A 26,637-nucleotide genomic window follows, 5' to 3' on the forward strand; every position below is an offset into this window, starting at 1 on the left:
TTAATACTCACCTTATTTATTTTTTAATATGCTGAATCTATAACAACTTCTTCACCATAGCCACCATTATTTGCACCAGATGTATTAGTACTATTTAATGTTCTCATTACTCTAATACCCCTTATACCTGCCTCTTTAGCAGCTAATATATCATCATCACTATCTCCATAATGCAATTTTACATTATATTTCTTTATATAATATGTCTTATCATACGTATTAGCTTTCTTTGTTTCTTCTGTTCTATATGATATAGGTTTCATATTTATAATACCAAATTCTTTTTGCAAAATTATAGCTGTACTATCTAATTTGTCATTAGTAGAATATTTTGATGCTGTTCTACCTGTTATAAAGATAATTGTATCTCCTCTATCCAAATGCATTTTTATTATTTCCCTAGATGAATTTTTGGGTATTGAAAATTTATCACAAGCCATTTCATCTATATAATCCCAAAAATCTTGATTTCTAGTAAATTTAACACCATTTTTTGAAAATTCATTTTTACCATAAAAGAAACAAGGACTAGATGCTAAAACTGTATCATCTATATCAAAACTTACAACTATAGGTTTTACACCTTCAAGACTTTTTCTTATATCTTCTACAGTAACCCATTTTATTTCTTTTGCATTTGCTTCACCCAATTTCATTATTTCTTTGCTTGTATAACCTTTATGTGTATATGGTGCACTTTTACCTGCAAAACTAACAAAACCCATTAAAGACATTAAGACAATTGTCAATATTTTCTTTTTCAATATTATCGACCTCCTAAAAAAGTATAACCTATATTTTAAAAAAAACAAAAAAAATCTGTAATTTAATTAAATTACAGACTATATTTTAATTCAATTTATGGTGCCCAAACGCGGAATCGAACCACGGACACAGGGATTTTCAGTCCCTTGCTCTACCGACTGAGCTATCTGGGCATATATATATTACTGGCGGGCAGACTGGGATTCGAACCCAGACGGCTTTCACACCTTCGCTGGTTTTCAAGACCAGTTCCTTAGCCAGTTCGGACATCTGCCCTCCTAAAAAAAAAGCAACTATTGTCGCTATGGTAGACCCTAGGAGAATCGAACTCCTGTTGCCGGGATGAAAACCCGATGTCCTAACCACTAGACGAAGGGTCCATTCACTAATGGTGGATCCGACTGGGATCGAACCAGTGACCTCACGGTTATGAGCCGCGTGCTCTAACCATCTGAGCTACGGATCCAAAAGGATATGGCGTACCTGAAGGGATTTGAACCCCTGGCCCACAGCTTAGAAGGCTGTTGCTCTATCCAACTGAGCTACAGGTACATGTATTTATTGACTGGTGGGCTATACTGGGGTCGAACCAGTGACACCATGATTAAGAGTCATGTGCTCTACCAGCTGAGCTAATAGCCCATTTTATTATTTACATTAGTATGAATGAATGGTGAGCCATACTGGAATCGAACCAGTGACACCATGATTAAAAGTCATGTGCTCTACCGACTGAGCTAATGGCTCATACTATGGAGCGGGAAACGAGGGTCGAACTCGCGACATTCAGCTTGGAAGGCTGACGCTCTACCATCTGAGCTATTCCCGCATCTTTTTGGTTGCGGAGATTGGATTTGAACCAATGACCTTTGGGTTATGAGCCCAACGAGCTACCTGGCTGCTCTACTCCGCGATAATAATGGTGCCTCGGGCCGGACTCGAACCGGCACGGAATAAATTTCCACAGGATTTTAAGTCCTGTGCGTCTACCGATTTCGCCACCAAGGCACCTTCTCAATCAGAACAAATTTTATTATACACGAATCGTTTTATTTTGTCAACAATTTTTTTTATTTTTTTTAAATTTAATTTATAAAGCTAATATATTCAGATATTTGCTCCTTTTTTAAAGCTTCTTTGGGTATTTCTAAAACTTTAGCTTTTATTATATTACTATAATATTTTATTTCTAAATTATCCCCTTTTTTCACTTCATAACTAGGCTTTTTTGCATCTCCATTAACTTTAACATTTTTCGCATCACACAATTCTTGTGCTATAGTTCTTCTTTTAATTATTCTTGTTACTTTTAAAAATTTATCTAATCTCATAATATCACCAATTACTAATTACTCTTGTTACAGCCATTGTGTATGACTTAGTTTGACTTTCTTTTATTACCTTATGAACTTGTAAAAGAAATTGTTGTACACTTACCTTTTCATTTTTTTCTTTTCTCAATTTCATAATTGCTTCTATTGTTTTTCTTTTTATATCTTCCTTTGATTCAACCAAACCATAAGTGTCTTTTAATAATTCCATTAATTTAACTTCATTTTGTTCTAAAACTATAGGTTTTTCTACAATTTTTTCTTCTGTTTTCACTATAACAATAGGTTTTTTAGGTGCTTCTACTATTATAGGTCTTTCTTTAACTACTGGTTGAGGTTTAACTATAACTTTCTCAACTACCTTTTCTACAACTTTTTCAACTACCTTAGGTTTTTCTTTTTCTAATTTTACATTTTCATAAGGGTCATCAAATGAAAATATTGATTTGACACTCATACACGAACTTAAAGATAGCAAAATAAAAATATATATAACTTTATTCATAAGACTTTCCTCTCATTTCTTTTAAAAATTCTTCTCTATTAGATTTTAGCACATTTGTTTTTAAATTAAAACAGATATTTTCACCTTCTAAATACGCTCTTTCTATCCCTTTTTGTTCACAATAAACCTTTATTCTTGCATTATCTAAGAAAAGAAGAAAAGCTTTAGGTATTTTACCAAATCTATCTTCTATTTCTTTTTCTATTTCATTTAACTCTTCTTGCTTATTTATATCTAAAATCCTTTTATATAACTTTATTCTTTCACTTTCTTTTATATAGTCACTTGGTATATAACCTTTATTCTCTATATCTAATTTCACATCTATTTTTTTTACTTTAACTTCTTTTTGATTTTTTATTTCCTCATTAAGTAATTTTATATATAAATCATAACCAAAAGATTCAATAGCACCATGCTGTTTATTTCCTAATATTTCTCCTGCTCCTCTAATATTCATATCTTCCATAGCTATTAGATAACCCGCTGAATTAATATCTTCTACACAGTTCATACTTTCTTCTTTTTTTTCACCTTTTTTTGTTATTTTTTTTGAATTTATCAAATAACAATAAGCTTGTCTTTTTCCTCTTCCTACTCTTCCTCTTAATTGATAAATTTGTGCTAAACCTAATCTATCATAATCTTCTATTATTATTGTGTTAGCATTTGGTATATCAATTCCATTTTCTATAATAGTAGAAGCTAATAAAATTTGAAATTCACCATTTTCAAAAGCAGAAATTTTTTCTTTTATTTCTTTTGGATTTAATTGTCCATTTATATATTCTATTCCTACAAATTTTGGCAAAATATTTTCTAAATATTTTTTCTTTTCTTCCATACCTTTTACATTATTTGATACATAAAAAATTTGCCCATCTCTTTTTATTTCTTCTAAAATTATTCTTTTCAATTCTGCATCTTCTATTTTTTCATATATTTTAGTTTTTATTGGTAATTTTTGTAAAGGTGGAGTTGAAATAATTGAAATATCTCTAATACCTAATAAAGCTAAATTCAAAGTTCTAGGTATAGGTGTTGCAGTTAGAGTTAATACATCTATTTTTGTTTTTTTTGCCTTCAATTTTTCTTTTGCTTTTACTCCAAATTTTTGTTCTTCATCTATTACAAGCAGACCTAATTTATTAAATTCTACCTTATCACTTAATATTTTATGAGTACCAATTAATAGATCTATTTTACCTAAAATTAAATCATCTAAAATTTTTTTATTTTTTGATAATCTTGAATAACAACTAATATTTATTGGAAAATCTTTAAATCTTTTTTTAAATCTTTCATAATGTTGATTTGCTAGAACAGTTGTAGGTGCTAATAAAGCTACTTGATATCCACTTTCTATAGCTTTAAAAACAGCTCTCATGGCAACTTCTGTTTTACCATAACCAACATCTCCACAAATAATTCTATCCATTATTTTGTAACTTTCCATATCCCTTTTTACATCTTCTATAGCTTGTTTTTGATCACGAGTTTCTAAATATTCAAATTTTTCCTCAAATTCTTTTTGAAAACTTGTATCCCTCTCAAAACAAATGCCAGTTTGCTTTTCTCTTTGAGCCTGAATTTTTATTAATTCCTTTGCTACCTTTTCTATTTCTTCTTTATATTTTTGTTGTTTTTTCTTAAAACCTTTAGTTCCTAATCTATATAATTCTGGCTCTTTATTTGAAATATTTATATACTTTTCTATACGATATAATTTTTCAACAGGAACATAAAGTTCTCCTTCATCTGCATATTTTATTAAGAGATATTCCTTATTTTCTAGCATTTTTAGACCATCATATTTACCAATACCATATTCAACATGAATAACATAATCTCCTCTTTGTAATTCAGATATATTTCTATATTTAACTAAATCTTTTCGTTTTTTTTCTCTTTTTATTTCAATTTCAGATTGGTAATTTCTATTAGAATTTAATTTTACTTCCAATAATTCACTTCTATTTTTTAAAATCTCATATCTTTTTTGTAATTCTTCTCTCGATATTTGTTTTAATAAAATCATGGTTTCCAAATTATGAATAAGTAATTCTTCATTTTCCAAATAAATATCTATATTAGCCTCACATAATTCTGTTAAAAGTGCCTTTGTTCCTTTTACTATATTTGAATATACTTCGACTTTTTCTAATTTATCAAAAGATTTTTGTGTTTCTATATCAAATATTTTTATTTTTTCTATTTCCATATCAAAAAAATCCAACCTAACTGGATTATCCATATTAATAGAAAAAATATCTATTATATCATTCCTTCTTGAATATTCTCCTTGTTTTTGTACGAAATATTCTTTTTTATAGCCAAATTGTTGCAATTTTTCTTCTATTTCATTTAAGCTATAGTCTTTTCCACAATTGAATTGTATTTTTTCATATTTAGTAAAAAATAGGGATAATGCTAAAACAAAATCAATAAATATAATTTGTCTTTCCTTTGATTTTAATAGATTTATAAGCCTTATATTTATATCTAACATTTCTATTTCATCATTAGTATTCAAGCGTAAAAAAGAGGTTTTATACCCCTTCTTAGCTAAAATAGCTTCATAATATTCCAAATTTTTAAGAGAGCTACTTAAATAAATACTTGTATTTTTTTTATTTTTAAAAATATCTTCTATTTGTTCCTTATTTATTATCCTCATTATTTCTCCATTAAAATTTTTCTTAGTCTTTCATTTATCTTTTTCTTTTCCATATTTCTTACAAAATCACTTATTTTTCCTAATTTTATTTCTATATAATCTTCAAGCTCTTTTGAATAATTTTTCTTTTTCTTATACTTTTCTACCATTTTCAGGTATATCTCTTTTAGTATTTCATCTCTTGCTTCAAGATATGCTAACTCAGAATAAGATAAAATATTAACAATATATTCCTTTGATAGTAAAGTATTTTTTAAAAGTAAAGACTTTATTATTTTCTTTTCATAAACCTTTTTTTCATTAATACAAATTATACAAGTATCATTTGGACCTTGAAAATATTCAGAACATATTTTACATTTTTTTTCCTTATTCTTTTTACTATAGTATTCTTTAAGCTTTGATAAGGCTAAAAGAGTAGTCAAATACTTTCTCTTTTTTTCATCTTCTATATCTTCAAATATTTTATTTGCTTCTTCCTTTTTTTCTTTTAAAATTTGATCATATTCTCTTTGTTTTATATCAACAACAACTTCTTTTTCAAAAAAAAGTTTTGCATTAACTCTAACAACTATATCTTTAATATCGTTCTTATACTTTTTAGCAATTTCTAGCATTTGTCTTTTTAAAAGTAAAATTTCTGTCATATATATTTGATCTTTTGTGTAAATATAGCATATATTATCTTTAACTTGAACTTTAATTTCTTTTTGCATAGATTTAGGTATTAATAATTCCAATAAAGTATTTGATATATTTTTTTTATCCACCATATTTTTCAAAGAAATTAATTTCATAATACCTCGCCTTCTTTTACATAGAGTTCTTTAGCATTAATTTTAGCCTTTTCAGTAGCTGTAAAAATACATTGTATATTCTTTTTTGAAAAATATTCTAGAACTATTTTTTTTCTATCTTCATCAAAATATGCCATTATATCATCTAGTAAAACTATAGGTGTTTCATTTCTTTTGTTTATAATATACTCTATTTGTGCTAATTTTAATGAAAATATTACAGATTTTTTTTCTCCCTGTGAAGCAAAAGTTTTTACCTTTTGTTTATTTAAAATAAAGCTAAATTCATCTTTATGTGGTCCAATCACACTAAAACCTAGTTCTTTTTCCTTTTCTTTTTTACTTTCAAGTAAATTTAAAAATTTTTCTTCCATATTTTCATTTTCTGAAAAATTAAAAAAAGCTTCATATTTAATTAATAAATTTTTCTCTATATCAAAAAGCTCCTTATACTTTTGATTAAGGTATAAAGATAACTTTTCTATATATTCTTTTCTTTTTTTATATATTCTAACAGACAATTCAACAAATTTTTTTGTATAGATTTCAAATAAGGGATCATTTGTCTTTTTTTCTCTAAGTAAACGATTACGAAATTTCAAAATTTTTTGAAATTTTATTATATCCTCTAAATAAAATTTATCAACCTGTGCAATTTCATAATTAAAAAATTTTCTTCTATTTTCAGGAGCATCCATTATTAAAGACCCATCTTCAGGAGAAAAGGAAACCACCAAAAATTTTCCTATATATTCCTTATAACTAACCTTATTTTTTGAAATATAGAACTCCTTCTTATCTTTAGTTAACTTAAGAGAAAAGTCTTCTGAATTTGTTTTAGCAAAAAGTATTAAATCTTTTTTTTCATAATTAATTTGTTCTAAATTTTTCTTTGTTCTGAAACTTTTACCTGTTGCTAAAAAATAAATTGCTTCTATTATACTTGTTTTACCTTGGGCATTTTTACCATAAATAATAGTTAAATTTTTGTCAAAATATATTTTTTTATTTTTTAAATTCCTATAATTATTCAATATTAGGCTTTCTATATACATTATTTTACTCTTATTTCTTCATTATTAAATTTGACAATATCGCCTTTATATATTTTTTTCCCTCTTCTTACTTCTACTTCTCCATTTAATAAAACTAAACCTTCTTGTATAGCTTGCTTTGCCATACCTCCTGTTTCAACTAAATTGGCATATTTTAATAGTTGTTCTAATTTTATATATTCCGTCTTTATTTCTATTTCCATAACTATTCACAAATCCTTTTTGTTATTTCTTTTACATCATTTGCAAAATTTTCATCCACTTTTAACTTATTACCTATTTTTTCAACTGCACTATATACTGTAGCATGATCTCTATTAAAATATTTACCTGTATCATTCAAACTTATCGAAAGTTTTTCTCTCATTATATACATTGCAACCTGTCTAGGTATTAATATTTCACTTTTTCTTTTTTCTGATTTCATTTCTTCTTCAGTTATATTAAAATACATTGCAACTGCTTGTGCTATTTTTTCTGCTGTAATTGAAGCTCTTATTCTATCAACTTGTTCACCAATTGCACTTTTTGCAAGATCTATTGTTATATTCTTTTTAAGTAATTTTGCCTTCGCTGTAATAGATTTTAGAATACCTTGCATTTCTCTTACATTTTCTGTTACATTGTCAGCAATATATTCCAAAATTGTATTATCCATTTGAATATTTTCAGTTTCACAAATTGTTTGCAAAATAGCAACCCTAGTTGAATAATCTGGTTTCTTTATTTCCGCATTAAGCCCTGATAAAAATCTTGATTTTAATCTATCTGATAAGCCTTTTATTTTCTTAGGATTTCTATCGCTTATAAATATCAATTGTTTTTCTTTTATTAATAAAGAATTCAATGTATTGAAAAATTCTTCTTCAACACTTCCATCACCTTTACCAAAAACTTTTTCAAAAAATTGTATATCGTCTATTATAATCAAATCTAAATTTCTATACTTTTGTCTGAATGTTTCTGCTGAATCTATATTATTTTTTAAATTCCCTTTTCTTATAGCATAAAGATATTCATTATTGAATTCTTCCGCTGTTAAATATTTAACCTTTTTTCTATAATCCTTTTTTATTAAAAGATTTCCTACTGCTTGAGCCAAATGAGTTTTACCTAAACCAGAATCTCCATAAATCAATAAAGGATTATATGGTGGTGTTCTCTTTTCTTTTAAACTTTCTATAGTTGCCATACAACATTGATATGGATATTCACTATTTTGTCCTACAACAAAACTATCAAAGGTAAATTTAGGAATAAGTCCTGTTTTTTCTACAGTTGAATCTGCTTCCTTTTTATCTTCATAAACTTCCATTTTCAATAAATCTGTTTGTATTTCTTTTTTTATAACCAATTCAACTGTCATATTCTTCAATAAAAGAACTTGATTAATAGAATCTTTTAATTTTTCTTTCAATTTATTCAATTCTTCAATAACATAGTCACTAGAACTATGTAAATAACATAAACCTGAATCAATATTATATAATTCTACTTGATTAAGTAAATGTTGATATTCCATACCATTAGCACTCAAAAATACCATTTTTGCTAAATTCCATGTGGTTGTTAATTCATCCTGTGTCATATTTTTATCCTTTAAATTTTTATTTCATCCAAAGTATAACAAAAGAAAAAAATAAAATCAAATTACAAAGTTATTAACATTTCAAAAGAGTTTTCAACAATTAGAGCTAATATTTAAGGTATCTCAGAGCACTTACCAACAAAAAGTGGAGTTTTCAACAAGGTTCGCAAGCCCTTTATTTTTAAGCTTTCCACAAAAAAATCAACAAAAAAAATTTTGAAATTTTAAAAAAAAGTTTTCAACAACTTATCAAAAGTGTGTAAACAAAATTATCAACAGCTTTTTTTAGCTTGAAATCAATAAATAAAGACTTTCAACAAAATCAACAGGATATAATAATAATAATATTAAATAATAAGGAATATTATATATATGCTCAAGATTTTTCGACTTAAAAAAATACCTTGACATTTTCAAATTTATTTACTATTATATAGTGTACATATTTAACAAAAAAAGAAAGGATAAATTATGAAAAGAACATTTCAACCAAATAATAGAAAAAGAAAAAAAGATCATGGCTTCAGATCAAGAATGAAAACTAAAGCTGGACGTAATGTACTAAAAAGAAGAAGAAATAAAGGAAGAGCAGTATTATCAGCTTAAATTAATCGGTGGCCTAGATAAACACCGATTTTTTAAAAATAAGGAATTTTTATGGAAACTATAAAAAAAAGTGAAAACTTTAATATTATATACACCAAAGGTAAAAGAATACATACAAAATATTGTTTAATATTTTTACAAAAATCTGAAAAACAATTGTTTGGTTTTGTAGCTAGTAAAAAAGTAGGAAATGCCGTAGTAAGAAATAGAATAAAAAGATTATTTAGAGAAACTATAAGAAAAAATATAAATAAATTTGATAAAAATTTCTCTTTTATACTAGTAGCTAAAAAACAATGTAAATTAGATTTAGAATTTTTAAAATTTAATGATATAGAAAAAGATATACTTTATGGACTAAAAAAAAATGAAAAAAATTTTAATAAAAATAATAAAAATATACCAAAAAATAACTAAATATAGAAGAAGGGTTTGTAAATATTATCCAACTTGCTCTCAATATACCATACAAGCACTAGAAAAATATGGTATAATTAAAGGTAGTCTATTAGCTTTATATAGACTTTTAAGATGCAATCCTTTTTCTAAAGGTGGATATGACCCAGTAAAATAATGGAGGAATAATGAATACAAATTTAATAGCAGTAGCATTTCTAAGAGTTAAATTTTTAGAAACAATAGCAGTAGAGATATTGAAATTTTTTAATTCTATAGTAGGAAATTATGGTTTAGCAATAATTTTAACTACACTTTTGATTAAAGCTTTACTTTTTCCTGTAACTTTAAAACAAGAAAAATCAATGCAAATGATGAAAGAATTACAACCAGAAATAGATGAAATACAAAAAAAATATAAGGGAGATAAGGCTAAAATAAATGAAATGACAGCTCAACTTTATCGTGAAAAGAATGTAAATCCTTTTTCAAGCTGTTTGCCATTAATTATACAACTTCCAATATTTGTTGCTTTATATTATGCATTTATGAGTAGTGAAATTCCTCAAACTGCAACTTTTTTGTGGTTTAATTTGAAAAAACCTGATGCACTTTTTGTAATACATAATTTTTCAATTAATATTTTACCAATAATAAGTTCATTACTTATGATAGTACAACAAAAATTAATGACACCAACAAGTAAAAATAAGGAAAATGGAGAAAATGCAATGCAATCAGCTATGTTAATGATGCCAATAATGATGTTATTCATTTTCTATAAATTCCCATCTGGTTTAAATTTATACTATGTAATCAATACAGCAATATCAATATTAATTCAAATATATGTTATGAAGAAAGTGAGAAATAATGAATAAGATAACTTTAGAAGCTAATAACAAAGAAGAATTAGAAAAATTAATAAAAGAAAATGTAAGTTTAGCTGAAGATGAAACATATAGTATACATGAAGTAAAAAAGCCGGTAAAATTTCTTTTTTTTAAAGCAAAAGGTAAATATGAAATTAGTATATTAAAAAAGGATGAAATAGCTAAAGTTCCTGAAAAGAAAAAAGAAAAAGAAAATAAAAAGGACGAAAATGTAGAAGACCTTATTAAACAAACATTTGAAAAATTCATTGAAGTAGCAGAATTAGATGTACAAATAGAAAAAATAACAATGAACTCAAATACAATAGTACTTAATTTGACTGGTAAGGATGTAAGATATTTAATAGGAGAAAAAGGTATAGCCCTTAATTCTCTTGAAACTTTATTAAATGCTATAAAAACTACAAGAAATTATAGAATACAAATAGATTCAAATAATTATAAGGCAAAAAGAGAAGAAACTTTAAGAAATTTAGCACAAAGAAAGGCAGAAAAGGTATTGAAATATAAGACAAATTGTAAATTAAGTCCTATGTCTGCAAGAGAAAGAAAAATAATACATGAAGAAATCTCAAATTATGCTAATTTAAAAACTGAAAGTTATGGAGAAGAACCAAAAAGATTTTTAGTTATAAAATACATAGAAGAAAAAGAGGATTAAAATGTTATTTGATACAATAGCAGCAATAGCAACAGCTCAAGGTGATGGAGGTGTTGCTATTATTAGAATATCAGGAGAAAAATCTTTTGAAATTTTAGATAAAATATTTAAGCCGATAAATAATACTAAGATAGGTTACTATAAATTAAAATATGGTAATTTAGTAGATAAAGATAAAATAATAGATGAAGTTATGGCTGTTAGAATGAAAGCTCCAAAATCATATACCTGTGAAGATGTTGTAGAAATTAATTGCCATGGCGGTCATAAAATGGCACAAAGAGTTCTTCAATTAGTATTAAAAAATGGTGCTAGAATGGCAGAAAGAGGAGAATTTACTAAAAGAGCCTTTATGAATGGAAGAATAGATTTATCACAAGCAGAAGCTGTAATAGATTTAATAAATGGTAATACCGATCAAGCTTTAGATATTTCACTTAATCAATTAAGGGGAGATCTTAAAGAAATGATAAATGATTTCAAAAAAACCTTATTAGATATAGCAGCACATGTTAATGTGGTTCTTGATTATCCAGAAGAAGGAATAGATGATCCTATACCAGAAGAATTGTTAGAAAATTTAAAAATAACATATAATAAGGCTAATAAATTAATTGAAAGTTATGATAAGGGTAAAATTTTAAAAGATGGTATAAAGACTGTTATAGTTGGTAAACCAAATGTAGGAAAATCAACCTTATTAAATAGTTTACTAAGAGAAGAAAGAGCAATAGTAACTGAAATAGAAGGAACAACAAGAGATACAATAGAAGAAAGAATAAATATAAAGGGTTTACCTTTGATTTTAGTTGATACCGCCGGTATAAGAAAAACTGATGACTTGGTAGAAAGTATAGGTGTAAAAAAATCTATGGATTTGATATCAAAGGCTGATTTAGTTCTTATGCTTTTAGATGCAACAAAAGAGATTGAAGAAGAAGATAAAGAGATTATAGAATATATTAAAAAAAATAAAAAGAAGGTAATATATATATTAAATAAAATAGATAAGGGACCTTGTAAGAATTTTGAAAATTTAGAAAATGTAGTAAAAATTTCAGCTATGAAAAATATTGGGATAAATGAAATGGAAGATTTTGTATATAAATACATAGTTGGAGAAGAAGTAGAAAATAGTGCAAATGAGTGTATTTTGAATAATATAAGACATAAAACAGCATTAGAAAAAACCAAACAAGCAATAGAGAATATGTTTGAAACTATTAATAATGGTTTACCTCTAGATTTAATTTCTGTAGATCTAAAAGAAGCTTTAGATTCTTTGTCGGAAATAACGGGTGAAATAACTTCAGAAGATATATTAGATCATATATTTAATAATTTTTGTGTTGGAAAATAGAAGATAAGCAAATTAAGCTTATCTTTTTTTTTGAAAAATAAAAAAATAATGTAATTTTGTAATTGCAGAGTAAAAAAAATTGAACTAAAAAATATATTCTTAATTAAAGTTTTAAAAATTTGTGAAAAAGTATATTTTTTGGTATAATCTAACTAAAAACTAAGAAAGAAGGGAAAAAGTTCATGAGAATAAATAAGAAAATATTGTTGTATTTTCTAGTAATTAGTCAAGTTTATGCTGCAAAAAATATAGATATACGCCTAAAAAGCTCTTTAGATTTTAATACTGAATTTACACAAAAAGATGAAAATAAAAAAGAAAATCAAACTTTTAAAACTTTTGCCTATGATAAAAGTGGATATAACTTAAGTTTAGTTGATGTAGATTTTAGATTAAAAAAAATTGATTTAAATTTAGGGACTGTAATAAAATCAAAAAGAGCAGATATCCAATTAAATGATTGGGATAATGAAGAAGATAAGAAGAAAGCAAAAAATCATGACTTTATGTCAAAAATATATTTGAAATATAATAGTCCTGAATTTTATGGTTTAAAATCAGAAACTAAATTGACATATTATGTAGATGATTTTGTAAATGATAGAAAGAAAAATAAAGCAGATGAAAAAATTGAAGATTTAGGTAAGCCTGGTGAGTATATAGAAGCTGATGGTACAAAACAAGCCTTAGGAAATATTCTTTTTGATTCAACATTAAAAGGAAAAATAAAAGAAAGTGAAATAGATTTAGGAATAAAATATAAAGCAAATCAAATAGTTAGATTTGATAAAGATGAAGCATATATTAAAGGACAAGCAAAATTAAAACAAAAGATAAATAAAGATATATTTTTAGATATGGAATATATTGGTTTTTATGATTTGAATTTAGCAAGTAAAAAATTTGATACATTTGATAAAAAGATGTTTGATTATCCAGATGCAGGTTTACCTGGACATTATGTTCATCACTTAGATCATGATACTAAATTTAATATTAAATATAAGTTTGGTAAGGGTGAATTTAATGTAAATAATAGTCTTAATGTATTACAACTATTATCAGCAGGAGAAAGAAAAAATGAAAAAATCGAAAAAAAATATAGTGTTCTAAAACCTAAAACAGACTTTAATTTTAAGTTAAATTTAAATAAAAATTTAAGTTTTATACCAAAATATATTAGTGAATTTGAATATAAAAGAGAAATAAACTATAAGCAAGATCAAGATAGCTCTGATGTAATTGAAGAAAAATGGGCATATAAGCCAGCTGTTCAAATGGGCTTAAAATATATAGATGAAAAAATATCAAATGAATTTGCAGTTGGATATAAGACAGCGATTAATGTAAAAAAATATTTCTCAAAAAGTGAAAATATAGCACATGAAATATATTTAGCTAATAAAGGAAAAATTAATATTAATATAATGCCAAAACTTAAATTTAAGTTAGAAGATGATTTATCTTTAGCTTTAAAAATTAAAGATAAAAAATTACTACCTAATTCAGATAAAATAGCTATAAATACTAATTTAGAATATGAAGCAAATGATAAATTAAAAATAATATCTAGTTTAAAAAATGATTTTAATATGACAACAAAAAAGAAAGTTTTAAATCCAGATGATTATGAAAATAATTTTGAAACTAAATTAGAAGTTTTGTATACACCGTTAAAAGACATATTAAAAGTAAATACAGAAATGTATTTTAATAATAATTCTTCATTTATTTACTTTCCATATGCAAAAGATATGTCAGATCCAGAAGAAAAATTAATATATTTAGGGAATATAAGACCTGTTAGTATATTTAATAAAATAGGATTAAAGACAAAAATAGAACATCAAAAGAAATTTAATACTAATTTAAGTCTTAATTCTGGTTTAGGTATGGAAGCTAATTTTCAAGCTTTAGCTATAACTAAAGAAAAATTATATCATTTTGAAAATAAGGATATACCAAGTAATAAAAAAGATCCTGAAATATCTGATTATAGACAATATAGATATAATTTAGGGGGAGAAATAAAGGTTAATCCTTTTGTAGAAGTAAAATATAGTCCTATTGAAAAATTAGATTTGAATACAAAATTAGAGGTTGAATTAAATTTTGCAAAAGAAGTTGTAAATATAATTAAAAATGAAAAAAGACCAGATAATGGACAATATTCATATATAGACAAAAACTTTGGCTTTAAAAAGTTAAGCCCTAAAATAGCTTTTGAATTAAAATATAGATGGTAAAGGAGAATAGATGAAAATAAAAAATTTAATATTGCTATTAACTTTTTTAACAAGTTGTGCAACTTTTAATAAAAAAGAAATAGCTAAAATAGATACTAAACCAAAAATAACTTATACGAATCATAAATTATCTCAAGAGTTAGACTTGGTTAGTAAATTTAGAGATGTAGATATTTTAGATTTTTTCAAAAAAGAGGATTTTGAAATTTCTAATTTAGACTATTTATATAATGGAGAGCAAATATATATTAATAAGCCCATTAGTCAAGATGTAATGCTAGTTAAAGCAGAAGCAAAAGAACCTGTGCTTGTAATAAAAAAAGATGATAAAAACTATAATAAATATACTAAAAATGATAAATATGAAGTAATAGAAAAAGATGGTGTAAAAGTAGTTAAATTTTTGAAACAAAAAACAATCTATTTAACACTACATAATAGTAAAACAAATACAACTAAAGAAGTTATGTTAAATAAACCAGTTGAAATAAAAGAAGTACCAAGTCTTAAAAAAGATATTAGATATAGCGAATTAAAAAAAGGCAAGGATAATGGAAGAATAAGTTATGAAGTTGTAAGCTATGATGAAGATGATCCTGTTGATGAAAAAATTATTTCATATTATCAAGAATATAATGATGAAGATGATTATTTAGGAAAATATAAGGTTTCAGTTAAAACACAAGCAGGAAAACATTTTGTAAATCAAGAAAAATATGATGTACAATTTGGAGAAAAGTTAGAAGATTATAAGGGAAAATATGAAGACTTATTAGAAAATTTAGATGAAAAGACTTTGAAATTTTCAGAAGATGGAAAAAGTATAAAAGGTGGGTTCAAATTCGGTAAATTAAAAGAAATAGAAACTAATTACAAGGAAGAAAATCCTAATTCTAAATTAGAATTTGTGACAGAAATAAAAGGTGGAACAGAAGGTAAAAAAGTAGGAAATCATACTATTGTAAGAAAAATTATAGAAAATGGAAAAGTAATATTTTCAAAAGAAGAAAAAGCACATGTAAGTTTTCCTGGAATAACAGTAGCAGTTGCAGATTCAACTTTTTCAGATGTATCACCTGAATTTGAAAAAAGAATTTATAGAGTTTTACCTAAGGGAATGGATGCAAAATTAGAAAAAAATCCAGCTGATACATTAGGAATGGAAAGATCACATGGAGCAACAGTAATAGGTTCTATGGTAGATGAATTAGCTTCAGGTAATTCAGATTATTTAAATATGTTAATATTTACAGCACCTATGAAAAAAATGCTATATCATCATGGGTATCAACAAAAATTTGAGCCATTTAATTTATATGGTTCTACTTTAGGTTTACCTAATGATGCAACAAAGGATAATGAAAAAATATATGAAAGTCTATATTATTTAAATGAAGTTTTTAAGGCTAATCTTAATCAATATTCATCTAATCAGATAGCTAAATCATTGTATTATTATAAATTCGATAAAGAATTCTATAACTTAAATGTACATAAAGAAAAACAAAAAGATGGAACATTTAAATATTTAAAAAATCCAAAAAGAAAAAAAGATGAAAACCCTATTTATATGACTGAAGAAGAAAAGATAGCTTTCTTAAAAGATTGGTATTTAAAGTTATATAAAATTTTAAATGAAATGACAGATATTACAGAAGAACAAAAATTAGCAAAAACAAATATACATTTCAAAGTTTTACCTATAGGAAATGAAAAACAAAGCTTAGATACTTCAACTTATTCAAAATATTTATCAAAAGTACTAGATGAAGATAAAAATATAAAGGCTATAAATATGTCTTATGGATCTTCTGCTAGATTTGAAGATTATAAAGCAATTAAAGAAATGACAAAGGAACAAAAGGAAAAAGCTGTTAAGGAATATAATGAAAATCCAGAATTCAGAACAGCTATTAAAATATGGTTAGATAGAGTTTCAGAACAAGATTTCTATAAAAATGAAGTTGAAGGTGGAAATTTAGGTATACCAAGTATGCTTAATTATTTTGAAGCTAAAAAGAAAATAACTTTAACAGATTATCAAAATTTATTAGATGTTCGTTTATTAGAATTAGAACAAAGATTAAAAACTTCTTCTGAATTACCTTTGAGTAATTATGATGTTCTTTTTGTTGCCTCACAAGGTAATACTAGAAAAATTAATGTTGATTTAACGAGTTTTGATGAAAATGGCAAAAAAATAATATTTGAAAATGGTGATAAATATTATGGTAATAATTTCTTAGGAATACATAATTTCATTAATTACAAAAAAGAAGAAGAAGCTAAGAAAAAAGGTGAGAAAGCAGAACTAGATTATACTTATAGAAAAAATATGGTTGGTGTAGTTGGTTTAGCAGGTACAAAATCCTTCCCAGGTATATCAGCTACAGAAAATATTTCAGATAATTTAAGACTATATACTATGAAATTCAAAGGAATGAATTATGTAGATGAATATGGATTTTTTAAAGAATATGTAAATAATTTTAATGACTATTATGCAAAATTACAAGAAAAATTAGATAGTAATGAATATTCAGAAGCTTCTAAAAAAGAAATAAAAGAACAAATGAAGGTAATGCAAGATTGGACTAATTTAAAAGGTGTAGATCCTAATGGAAGACCATTAAAATTATCATTTGCAAGAGCTGGTCTAGAAAAAATGATGACTATAGCAGCAGAAGGTCAGTATTATTATGTAAAAGAATTAACAAAAGAACAAAATGAAAAATTAGGTCGTAAACAATATATAGGAAAAGACAATGCTGAATTTAATTTTGAATATAGTGATAAAACTTTTTCAAAAGAAAATCCGGGTTCAAGTTTTGCTGCTCCAAGAGTTACAGCAACTGTAGGTTTAATTTCTCAAGTTTTTCCATGGATGACAGCACACCAAATAAAACAAACAATATTTACAACAGCAGATGATGATTATAGAGTAATTTCTATTAAAGAAAAAACAGCTGATGGAAAAGAAAAATTAGTTCCTGTTCAAGTTGGCTTATATGGTGTAGATGAAAATATAGGTTGGGGAATTTTAAATAAAATTGCAGCACAATCTGGACCAGGTAGATTTGTTAAGGCCTTAACACATGAAACAGGAAATGAAAATTTTGTTGTAAATATACCTAGTGGTTATTATACTTTTAGAAATCATATAGAAGGTGGTTTTGATTTAGCTCACCATATGTATAGTAGAGGTAAAGGTTTAAATGATTTAGAAATGTTTGTTTATTCATTAGCTAAAGCATATACACCGAAATATCTAATGGGTAGTGGTTTTAAAAATTCAAGTGAAGGAAAACAAGCAATAAAATTCTTGCAAGAAAATAATATAGAATTATCAGATATACATACAAAAGAACTAGCTAAAATAGAGAAAAAGAAACAAGAATATTACAAAACTTTTTCAAAAGAAGAACAAGAATTATTTGACGATGCAGGTTTAGAAAAATTAGGAAAGGGTAAGCTTGTATTACAAGGTAAAAATACTTATACAGGACCTACTTTAATTAAAGAAGGAACTTTGATAATGTTAGGTAGCTCAAAATCTCCTATAACTATTTATGAAGGAGCTAAACTTAAATTAGATTTTGCAAAAATAAAAGAATATAGAGATTTATCTCAAGATGCAGATGTCTTGAATGAAGGTAGATTATATTCTTATTCAGATAGAGATATAATAAATGGAAAATATAAGCAAAAAAATAATGGTAAAATACTTGTTTCAACTAATGCAAAATTAAAATTAAAAGAAGTAGACTTAAGTGAAACAAATTTCTTTAATTATGACATTTTCAGACCTAAAGGAAGTGTAACAAAAAGAGCAAGTACAGATATTCTAATAATAGATAAAATTTCTAAAAAAGATCTTCAAAAATTACAACTAGAAGATATTATTATAAATACACACTATAAATTTAATGTTACAACAGCAAAACTTGATGTTGATGGAAATAAGGTAAAAGAATATCAAGGTAAGTATTATAAAGAAAGTGATTTTCCAAGATGGTCAACAAAACCTAAAAAAGATTCTGTGCCAGTAAAATTAAGTGATGATTATAGGGTAGTTATTAAGCTTATAAAAGATCCTAATATAAAAAATAAAATAGAAAATGAAAATATAGTTACTATGGACGATGCGAAAGAAAAGTTAGAAAAACTTTTAGAGAAAAATTTAAAAAATAAGCCAAATACAACAAAGGTACAAGCTATGGAAATAGCATTAGAGGATTTATATTGGATGAATCAAGATGAAGCTAAAACTTTAAATGGAGATGTATTAGCAAATTCTCAATTAGTAGGTTATGAAATACAAGATTTAAAACAAAGTATTTTGAACAATAAATTAATAAAAGGAAGAGAAAATAAAATATCTATTTTTGCAGAATCATTAAATAATATTAAATATGCTATAAATAAAGAAAAGGGAGAAAAAACTATTTTAAATAATGGTTTATTGCTAGGCTTAGGTTATACAACGAAAGATCTTTATTTTGGTTTAGGTTTAAATTATGTTAAAACAAATATGTTAGACTTTGATTTGAAAAAAGACTTACAAGGAACTATTCACGCAAATACAATAGGAGCCTTTGGGTTCATAAATTTCAAGAAAAATGAAGGTTATTTAAACACTAATTTTAGTGCAGACTACATGAATAAAAAAATAGATAGAAAATTATTAAGTAATACGATTAAAGATATACAATCAAATGATTTAATATTTACTACTAATTTTGAAGGTGGATATACATTTAAATTACAAGAAAACAAATATGAATTAACTCCATTTGCTCAAGCAAATTTATTGTATTATGTTAGAGGTAATTTTGATGAAAATACAAACTTTGGATATAAAGCAAATACAGAAGGCTTCTTAAAAGCATATATGGGCTTAGGTTTAAAAGCTAGAGTTAATGTATCAAATAAAATAAGTTTAGGTACAAGTTTGGCTTATAAGAAATACCTAACAGATACTACATTAAAATCTAATGTAGAATTAAAAGATTATGATTTTAAATATAATATTAAAGGTTTGAAATTAGAAGATAATGTTGTTACTTATGGTTGTGATATGAAATATAGTCCAATTGATAGTATAACATTGAATGCACAATATTTTGGTAAAAATTTAAAGAGTCACACAATTAATTTAGGTGTAAAATTTGAATTTTAATAGAAAAAATTTAATGCACCCTAAATCTTAGATAAAAAGATTGGGGTGCATTTTTTATTAATTTTTAAAATATGTAGATTAAACTTGAGGATAAACCAAATTTTTTATTGGTATTAAATTTAAAATTATTAGAAATAGAAAAATTCTTATTTAATGTGTATTTTAACATTAAATTATAATCTAAATTATGTTTTTTTAAATTCTGCCCTTTTAATTTAAAATTTACTCCATTAAGTTTTGCATTAAGTTCTATAGTATCTTTAGGATAAAAAGAATAATCTAAAGAATTAATAATATTTAAGTTTTTTAATTTAACATTGGCTTCAAGTCCAAAATTAATTTGATATAAATTTAATATATTATTTGTTAAGCTTAAAGCAAATTGTTTGAAATTTTTTTCCTTTATTTTTTCTTTAATGTCAAAAATATTTATATTTGAATAGTTAAGACCTAATTTAGGGCTTAAACTTAAGCCATCAAAGATATTTATATTGTATTTAGCTTGAGAATTTATAATAAATTCTCTTGTTTTGAAATTTGAATTAATTTTTATTTCATTTTTATTTAAGGCTCTAGTAACAGAGTTATCTCCAAGATTAATTCCAAAATTAGTTAGAAATTCAAAATTATTTTTTCTAAATATTGGAGTTAAATTGAAATTAAAACTTGTATTATTTATAGTGTTAGTTAAAGAATCATTAAAAAAGTTGTAATAACTATTATATATTCCCAAAGCAAAGGCTAGTGAAAAATCATTTTTAATTTGCTTATTTAGTCCTAGACTTAAGCCATTAATATTTCTTGAAAACTTAGTGAATTTCTTGTTATCCTTTAAATTAAAAGAATTATATGAATTAATGTAAAAACTATTAAAGGGTTTATGACTAATTTCGTTTAAATAGTTTTTAGATATTTGATTAAAAATATCTATATTTTCACTAATAAAGCTTGTATAATTATCGGTAAAAATAGAAGATATAGCTTCAGCTTGGCTTTTAGCTACAATATTACCTAAAGAAAATAGAGGTTTATTGCTTGTCTTATATTCTTTATAGAAATCTCTAGTATTTTGATTATAAATTGGAATATTTCTGAGTTGTTCTTCACTCAAATTTTCTAATGAAATAAAGTATTTTTTTGAGTTATCTGTTAAAGTATACTTTTTATTTTCATTTGAACTTTTTTCTTCCTTAAGTTTAAGAAAAATATTTTCAAAATCATTGTCACTAATTTCTGTTTTTTTAGCAATAATTTCAAAATCGTTTAAATTATTATCAGAAGCTTCTACTCTAAATTTATCTTTTATGATTATTTCGTTTCCCTGTAATTTTGCATTTTTTGAAAAAATTGTTTTTGAATTTTTTTGAGCATAATAATTATTTAAGGTAACTGCATTTTCAAAAATAGTAGTTCCTTCATTAATTACATCATTTTTAATAGTGCTATTGTTAGCTTTAAAAATCCCCTTATCAAAAATTTCATATTTAGAATTACTATCATTTTTTAATTCTAAAGTACCATTTAATATTTGTGTATTTGTATGATAATGTTGTTTACCACTTAAAATTATTGTACCAGCACCATCTTTTCTAAGCCCAGCTTGAGCAATATTATTATAATATTTTTTTTCTGAATCTAACACAAGGGGCATACGATATTTTAATCTTTTTCCCTGAGAATATATGGGTACTTCTATTGATGAATTGTTATTTCCGTCACCTTCAAGACCTCCATAAATATCATTTGACCATTCATAAGTTGAGTTTGGAATATTAAGATAGAAATATATATTTCCTTTTTTATCTTTAATTTTATCAGGCATATCAGAATAAAATTCCTCTTCTTCTATAAGACCTGCATTCAATGCACCTATTCCATTTAAGGCTTTTTGGTTATCTACAACACCCCAACCTATATAAGGATCAAGATATTTGTTGCTAGCTTTTGTTGTAGTTAATATTATTTGTTTAATTTGATTATATCTTAAAAAAGGAAATTTCTTTTTTAATTCATATGCTAGTCTTGTTACACGAGGAGCCGCATAGCTAGATCCCATATCAACACCATTATCCTTGATATGTTTTATAAAGCCATCTTGGGCTACAACGAAAGAACGGAGTAACATGGCTTTTGAATCTCCATAATTTTCATGTACTTGAAGTTCATAATAATTTTCATCCTTATATGTTAAAAGATTCCTAATTTTAGGAAGATTACTATTAGGTAAATTTTTAAAAGTTTCAGGTCTTATAATATTTTTCACATAAATAATATCATTTCTAGCTATTTTTTGTAATTCAGGACTCATAAATTGATAAAGATTTATACTGTGTGCTGTTAACCAATTAGTGTAGTCATCTTTATCACTCATATTTCCTAAAGATTTAATTCTTAATTGTCTATTTTGTGTATAATTTTTATCAAATAAAAGTCTTGAAAAATATTCATGATATACATCATGAGAGCTAGTTATTTTATCTAAACTATCTATATATTCAGATTTATCATTAACTTTATTAGCTAAATAAATATTTGAATTAGTGAAACCATATGACATATTTATAATTCCAGTAGCATTATAGTTAGCGTAAATATCTCGTTGATTATATAAAATTAAATCATCTTTGTTAAATATTCTTTCATTGTCATCTAATTTATTATTTAAATTAGAATCTAAAAAAGAAATGGTAACAAATAATGGATGTGCTTGCTCAAAATAAGACAAATTATTAAAATTTTTTGTTTTTGAAAGATTCAGTTGAGAAATAATAGGGTACTTAGGAATTGCTTCAAAAATATGTACAGTATTATTAGGATCAACAAAAATATTTTCATTAGTCTTTTCTTTTAAAGGTTCATTGTTAATGGGGATTTCCTCATGTTGTAAATTTTGTTTTGGAATTTCTTTTATTGTTGTAAGTTCGTTTTTGTTATTTTGTTTGTTTTCCTCATTGTTAGTTTTTTGTATAGTGGAACAAGATATTAAACTAAATAATGAAAAATAAATAAATATATTTTTTATCATAAGCCACCTTTCTATGTAATAATGTTAATTATATCAAATTAAAATTTATAAGACAAGAGTAGTAGTAAAACGGTTTTTTTTAGTATAAAAGAAAAAAAATTTTTGAAATATTAGAAATATGTTGTATACTTTAAATGAAATTGTGTTAAAACAAAATTTAAGAAAGGAAGTGAATGTATGGTAGGTATTATCATAGCTACTCACGGAGAATTTGCTAAAGGTATACTACAATCAGCAAACATGGTGTTCGGAGAACAAGAAAAAGTTTGTGCTTGTACATTTATGCCTAATGAAGGACCAGATGATATAAAAGCTAAGATGCAAAAAGCAATAGACTCTTTTGATGCAACAGATGAAGTCTTGTTTTTAGTAGATTTGTGGTCAGGGACTCCTTTTAATCAAGCAAGTTTGTTACTTGATGCTCACAAAGATAAATGGGCGATTGTTTCAGGGTTAAATTTACCTATGTTAATCGAAGCTATTAGCTTAAGAGAAGATGTAGATAAAGCACATGAAATAGCAGCAAATATTTTGACTAGTGCAAGAGAAGATATTAAAGTCTTACCTGAAAGTATTGAACCTAAGAAGGAACAAAACCAAGCTGGAGGTTCAATGAAGGGAACTATACCAGAAGGTACAGTAATTGGAGATGGAAAGATAAAATATGTTTTAGCTCGTGTAGATACAAGATTATTACATGGTCAAGTTGCTACTTCATGGGTAAAAGATACTAGACCTGATAGAATTATAGTAGTTTCTGACAAAGTTTCTAAAGATACTTTGAGAAAGAAAATGATAGAACAAGCTACACCACCAGGTGTTAAGGCTCATGTTGTTCCAATATCAAAAATGGCAGAAGTAGCAAAAGATCCTCGTTTTGGAAATACCAAAGCATTACTATTATTTGAATCACCAGAAGATGCTTTATTAGCTTATGAAAGTGGTGTTAAATATAATACACTTAATTTGGGATCAATAGCACATTATGCAGGAAAAGTAGTTGTTACAAAAGTCTTTTCAATGGATGAAAAAGATGTTTCTAGCTTGAAAAAATTGATGTCTATGGGAGTTAAGATGGATGTTAGAAAAGTTCCTTCAGATACTCCAGAAAATATTGACGCTATTCTTGAAAAAGCAGAAAAAGAATTAAAGAATAAATAGGGAGGAAATATGAACGGATTAACAATTGTGTTAATTATTATAGTTGCCCTTCTTGCAGGTATGGAAGGTATACTTGATCAATTTCAATTTCACCAACCAATAGTTGCATGTACACTAATAGGTTTAGTGTCAGGGCACTTAACAGAAGGGATTATCTTAGGTGGATCTCTTCAAATGATAGCACTTGGTTGGGCAAATATAGGTGCAGCTGTTGCTCCAGATGCAGCTTTAGCTTCTGTAGCTTCAGGTATAATTATGGTACTTGCATTAAGTGGACCTAATGCAGATACAACAAATGCAATAAGTACATCAATAGCTTTAGCTATACCTTTATCAGTTGCAGGTTTATTTTTAACTATGATATGTCGTACAGTAGCTATACCTATAGTACATATGATGGATGCAGAAGCTGAAAAAGGTAATATTAAAGGAGTAGAAATTTGGCATATAATTGCAATATTTATGCAAGGTATTCGTATTGCAATACCAGCAGCAATTCTTTGTTTCATACCTTCGCAAGCGGTTACACAATTATTACAAGCTATGCCTGAATGGTTAGCAGGTGGTATGGCTGTAGGTGGAGGAATGGTAGCTGCAGTTGGTTATGCTATGGTTATTAATATGATGGCTACAAAAGAAGTTTGGCCTTTCTTTGCTTTAGGTTTTGTTTTTGCTGCCATAAATTCACTAACATTAATAGCTTTAGGTACTATAGGAGTAAGTATGGCACTTATTTACTTAGCACTTAAAGAATCTGCAAAATCATCAAATAATACTTTATCTGGTGATCCACTTGGCGATATTTTAAATGATTATTAATACTTGAAGGAGAGAGGAGAAAAGACATGGAAAAGAAAAAATTATCAAAAAAAGTTAGATTTTCAGTTGCTCTACGTCACCAATACCTTCAAGGGTCTTGGAACTATGAACGTATGCAAAATGGTGGTTGGGCATTTTCTATAATACCAGCTATAAAAGCATTATATGAAACAAAAGAAGATAGAATTGCAGCTTTAAAAAGACATTTGGAATTCTATAATACACACCCATATGTATCATCACCAGTATTAGGAGTAACTTTATCATTAGAAGAACAAAAAGCAAATGGTGCTAATATAGATGAAGCAGCAATACAAGGTGTTAAGATAGGTATGATGGGACCATTAGCTGGTGTTGGAGATCCAGTTTTCTGGTTTACAGCTAGACCTATATTAGGGGCTTTAGGAGCTTCATTAGCCTTAAGTGGAAGTATATTAGGTCCATTATTATTCTTTGTAGTATGGAATGTTATTCGTTTTGGATTCATGTGGTATACACAAGAATTTGGTTATAAGGTTGGTACAAAGATTACTAATGACTTATCAGGTGGTTTATTACAAAAAATCACTACAGGAGCTTCAATTTTAGGTATGTTTATAATAGGAGCTTTGGTACAAAGATGGGTAAGTATTAGCTTCAAATCAGTTGTTTCAACAGTTATGCAATCTCCAGGAGCATATATTGATTGGAAGTCATTACCACAAGGAACAGATGGTATAAAATCTGCACTTGAACAATATAGTGCTTTAGGAGCAAATGGTCTTAATGTTGCAAAAGTTACAACTTTACAACAAAACTTAGATTCATTAATTCCAGGGCTTGCAGCATTATTATTAACATTATTATGTTGTAAATTACTTAAGAAGAAAGTTTCACCTATAACAATAATATTAGCATTGTTCATTGTTGGTATATTGGCTAAACTTGGTGGAATAATGTAAAAATGATAGAATCAATGAATAAAAATGTGGATTTAGTTATTGCAGGGACTTCATATTTGTTTCTAGCAAGTTATGGCAAGATTCATATTGGAGATAGAGCCTTTGAATTCTATAATGATAAAAATAAGAAGGACTATATTCAAATACCTTGGTCTGAAATTAGCTATATTAGTGCTTCCGTTCTTTTTGGAAAATATATAAATAGATTTGCAATTTTTTTAAAAAATGGACAACATCTAACATTTTCTTCTAAAAATAATAAGAAAGTATTGAAAGCAGTCAATAAATATATAGCTAGTGATAAGTTACTAAGATCATATAGTTTCTTTGAAGTTATATATAAAGGCATAAAAGGTTTGTTTAAGAGAAACTAGCACGATTGTGCTAGTTTTTTTTGAGAAAAAAAGAAAAAATAAAAACATTTTAAGCCAGTAAAAAAGGTGTATTGAGAAGATTTTTGAAAAAAAAAGAAAAAAAGATATTGACAAAGGAGTATAAATTTGGTAATATAGTGATTGTCAATAAAGACGAGGACACTAAGAAAAGAAAAGCAAACAAGATGTTAAGAAAAGACAAAAAAGGTGAAAAGAATATCGAAAGATAGATAAGAACGAAGAGTTTGATCCTGGCTC

Annotated in this window: 21 protein-coding genes and 10 tRNA genes; 12 read left to right on the plus strand and 19 right to left on the minus strand. The window is 25.9% G+C overall.

The genetic code is table 11. The annotated features are described in order from the left end of the window. Positions 1 to 23: 23 nt before the first annotated feature. The 18 genes from aphA to dnaA all read right to left on the minus strand — a co-directional run bounded on the left by aphA (position 24) and on the right by dnaA (position 8,718). Positions 24 to 764 (minus strand): acid phosphatase AphA, encoded by a 741-nt coding sequence (gene aphA, locus AWT65_RS05280; protein WP_083497840.1) that lies wholly within the window; start codon positions 762 to 764, stop codon positions 24 to 26. 98 nt (positions 765 to 862) lie between these two features. Beyond that, a tRNA-Phe gene (locus tag AWT65_RS05285) sits at positions 863 to 938 on the minus strand. Between the two features lie 13 nt (positions 939 to 951). Next, positions 952 to 1,041, minus strand: a tRNA-Ser gene (locus AWT65_RS05290). A 29-nt stretch (positions 1,042 to 1,070) separates the two neighbouring features. After that, positions 1,071 to 1,145 (minus strand) — tRNA-Glu (locus tag AWT65_RS05295). A 9-nt stretch (positions 1,146 to 1,154) separates the two neighbouring features. Then, positions 1,155 to 1,231: transfer RNA gene (locus tag AWT65_RS05300), tRNA-Ile, on the minus strand. Between the two features lie 9 nt (positions 1,232 to 1,240). Beyond that, positions 1,241 to 1,317, minus strand: a tRNA-Arg gene (locus tag AWT65_RS05305). A gap of 14 nt (positions 1,318 to 1,331) precedes the next feature. Then, positions 1,332 to 1,407 (minus strand) — tRNA-Lys (locus AWT65_RS05310). A 29-nt stretch (positions 1,408 to 1,436) separates the two neighbouring features. After that, positions 1,437 to 1,512, minus strand: a tRNA-Lys gene (locus AWT65_RS05315). A gap of 6 nt (positions 1,513 to 1,518) precedes the next feature. After that, positions 1,519 to 1,594 (minus strand) — tRNA-Gly (locus tag AWT65_RS05320). Between the two features lie 7 nt (positions 1,595 to 1,601). Further along, a tRNA-Met gene (locus tag AWT65_RS05325) sits at positions 1,602 to 1,678 on the minus strand. 7 nt (positions 1,679 to 1,685) lie between these two features. After that, positions 1,686 to 1,773: transfer RNA gene (locus AWT65_RS05330), tRNA-Leu, on the minus strand. 77 nt (positions 1,774 to 1,850) lie between these two features. Next, positions 1,851 to 2,096, minus strand: a complete 246-nt coding sequence (locus tag AWT65_RS05335) for an RNA-binding S4 domain-containing protein (protein ID WP_066730000.1) — start codon at positions 2,094 to 2,096, stop codon at positions 1,851 to 1,853. A gap of 4 nt (positions 2,097 to 2,100) precedes the next feature. Further along, positions 2,101 to 2,601 carry a hypothetical protein gene (locus tag AWT65_RS05340; RefSeq protein WP_066730001.1) on the minus strand — a complete coding sequence of 167 codons (501 nt, stop codon included), beginning with the start codon at positions 2,599 to 2,601 and terminating at the stop codon, positions 2,101 to 2,103. Further along, on the minus strand, positions 2,594 to 5,278 hold the full coding sequence (locus AWT65_RS05345; RefSeq protein ID WP_066730002.1) for a DEAD/DEAH box helicase: 2,685 nt from the start codon (positions 5,276 to 5,278) through the stop codon (positions 2,594 to 2,596). The genes AWT65_RS05340 and AWT65_RS05345 overlap by 8 nt, the downstream gene beginning before the upstream one ends. After that, positions 5,278 to 6,075 (minus strand): hypothetical protein, encoded by a 798-nt coding sequence (locus tag AWT65_RS05350; protein WP_066730003.1) that lies wholly within the window; start codon positions 6,073 to 6,075, stop codon positions 5,278 to 5,280. Before AWT65_RS05350 ends, AWT65_RS05345 begins: the two co-directional genes overlap by 1 nt. Beyond that, positions 6,072 to 7,130, minus strand: coding sequence for a DNA replication/repair protein RecF (gene recF, locus AWT65_RS05355; protein ID WP_066730004.1), 1,059 nt, complete (start codon positions 7,128 to 7,130; stop codon positions 6,072 to 6,074). Before recF ends, AWT65_RS05350 begins: the two co-directional genes overlap by 4 nt. After that, positions 7,130 to 7,333 carry a S4 domain-containing protein YaaA gene (gene yaaA / locus AWT65_RS05360; protein WP_066730005.1) on the minus strand — a complete coding sequence of 68 codons (204 nt, stop codon included), beginning with the start codon at positions 7,331 to 7,333 and terminating at the stop codon, positions 7,130 to 7,132. Before yaaA ends, recF begins: the two co-directional genes overlap by 1 nt. Positions 7,334 to 7,335: 2 nt before the next feature. Continuing rightward, positions 7,336 to 8,718 (minus strand): chromosomal replication initiator protein DnaA, encoded by a 1,383-nt coding sequence (dnaA, locus tag AWT65_RS05365; RefSeq protein WP_066730006.1) that lies wholly within the window; start codon positions 8,716 to 8,718, stop codon positions 7,336 to 7,338. A gap of 471 nt (positions 8,719 to 9,189) precedes the next feature. Between dnaA and rpmH the strand changes: the two genes are divergently transcribed. The 8 genes from rpmH to AWT65_RS05405 all read left to right on the plus strand — a co-directional run bounded on the left by rpmH (position 9,190) and on the right by AWT65_RS05405 (position 20,059). Continuing rightward, the gene (rpmH, locus tag AWT65_RS05370) at positions 9,190 to 9,324 is read left to right on the plus strand and encodes a 50S ribosomal protein L34 (RefSeq protein WP_066730007.1); all 135 of its coding nucleotides are present in this window, start codon (positions 9,190 to 9,192) and stop codon (positions 9,322 to 9,324) included. 51 nt (positions 9,325 to 9,375) lie between these two features. Beyond that, entirely contained in the window at positions 9,376 to 9,741 is a 366-nt protein-coding gene (rnpA, locus tag AWT65_RS05375) for a ribonuclease P protein component (protein WP_066730008.1), read from the plus strand. Continuing rightward, positions 9,692 to 9,898, plus strand: coding sequence for a membrane protein insertion efficiency factor YidD (yidD, locus tag AWT65_RS05380; protein ID WP_066730009.1), 207 nt, complete (start codon positions 9,692 to 9,694; stop codon positions 9,896 to 9,898). Before rnpA ends, yidD begins: the two co-directional genes overlap by 50 nt. A 10-nt stretch (positions 9,899 to 9,908) precedes the next feature. Continuing rightward, complete coding sequence (locus tag AWT65_RS05385; protein WP_066730010.1) at positions 9,909 to 10,601, plus strand: YidC/Oxa1 family membrane protein insertase; 693 nt, start codon at positions 9,909 to 9,911, stop codon at positions 10,599 to 10,601. Next, positions 10,594 to 11,274: a Jag family protein gene (locus AWT65_RS05390; RefSeq protein ID WP_066730011.1), complete on the plus strand. Its 681-nt coding sequence runs from the start codon at positions 10,594 to 10,596 to the stop codon at positions 11,272 to 11,274. Before AWT65_RS05385 ends, AWT65_RS05390 begins: the two co-directional genes overlap by 8 nt. Before the next feature lies 1 nt (position 11,275). Beyond that, positions 11,276 to 12,634, plus strand: a complete 1,359-nt coding sequence (gene mnmE / locus AWT65_RS05395) for a tRNA uridine-5-carboxymethylaminomethyl(34) synthesis GTPase MnmE (RefSeq protein ID WP_066730012.1) — start codon at positions 11,276 to 11,278, stop codon at positions 12,632 to 12,634. 182 nt (positions 12,635 to 12,816) lie between these two features. Next, the gene (locus AWT65_RS05400; protein WP_066730013.1) at positions 12,817 to 14,880 is read left to right on the plus strand and encodes a hypothetical protein; all 2,064 of its coding nucleotides are present in this window, start codon (positions 12,817 to 12,819) and stop codon (positions 14,878 to 14,880) included. A gap of 10 nt (positions 14,881 to 14,890) precedes the next feature. Next, positions 14,891 to 20,059, plus strand: a complete 5,169-nt coding sequence (locus AWT65_RS05405) for an autotransporter domain-containing protein (protein ID WP_066730014.1) — start codon at positions 14,891 to 14,893, stop codon at positions 20,057 to 20,059. A gap of 64 nt (positions 20,060 to 20,123) precedes the next feature. Here the strand turns inward: AWT65_RS05405 and AWT65_RS05410 are convergent, their stop codons facing one another. Beyond that, entirely contained in the window at positions 20,124 to 23,084 is a 2,961-nt protein-coding gene (locus tag AWT65_RS05410; protein ID WP_066730015.1) for an autotransporter domain-containing protein, read from the minus strand. A gap of 177 nt (positions 23,085 to 23,261) precedes the next feature. Here AWT65_RS05410 and AWT65_RS05415 point away from each other — a divergent pair, with 177 nt between their 5' ends. From AWT65_RS05415 to AWT65_RS05430, 4 genes are read left to right on the plus strand one after another with little or no spacing between them, the layout of a single operon-like run. Then, complete coding sequence (locus tag AWT65_RS05415; RefSeq protein WP_066730016.1) at positions 23,262 to 24,245, plus strand: mannose/fructose/sorbose PTS transporter subunit IIA; 984 nt, start codon at positions 23,262 to 23,264, stop codon at positions 24,243 to 24,245. 9 nt (positions 24,246 to 24,254) lie between these two features. After that, positions 24,255 to 25,064, plus strand: coding sequence for a PTS mannose/fructose/sorbose transporter subunit IIC (locus AWT65_RS05420; RefSeq protein ID WP_066730017.1), 810 nt, complete (start codon positions 24,255 to 24,257; stop codon positions 25,062 to 25,064). Between the two features lie 26 nt (positions 25,065 to 25,090). Next, on the plus strand, positions 25,091 to 26,005 hold the full coding sequence (locus AWT65_RS05425; protein WP_066730018.1) for a PTS system mannose/fructose/sorbose family transporter subunit IID: 915 nt from the start codon (positions 25,091 to 25,093) through the stop codon (positions 26,003 to 26,005). Positions 26,006 to 26,007: 2 nt separating this feature from the next. After that, positions 26,008 to 26,379 (plus strand): DUF956 family protein, encoded by a 372-nt coding sequence (locus AWT65_RS05430; protein ID WP_066730019.1) that lies wholly within the window; start codon positions 26,008 to 26,010, stop codon positions 26,377 to 26,379. Positions 26,380 to 26,637: the final 258 nt, after the last annotated feature.

Origin of the sequence: Sneathia sanguinegens, assembly GCF_001517935.1 — a bacterium.
In the GTDB taxonomy this organism is placed as follows: domain Bacteria; phylum Fusobacteriota; class Fusobacteriia; order Fusobacteriales; family Leptotrichiaceae; genus Sneathia; species Sneathia sanguinegens.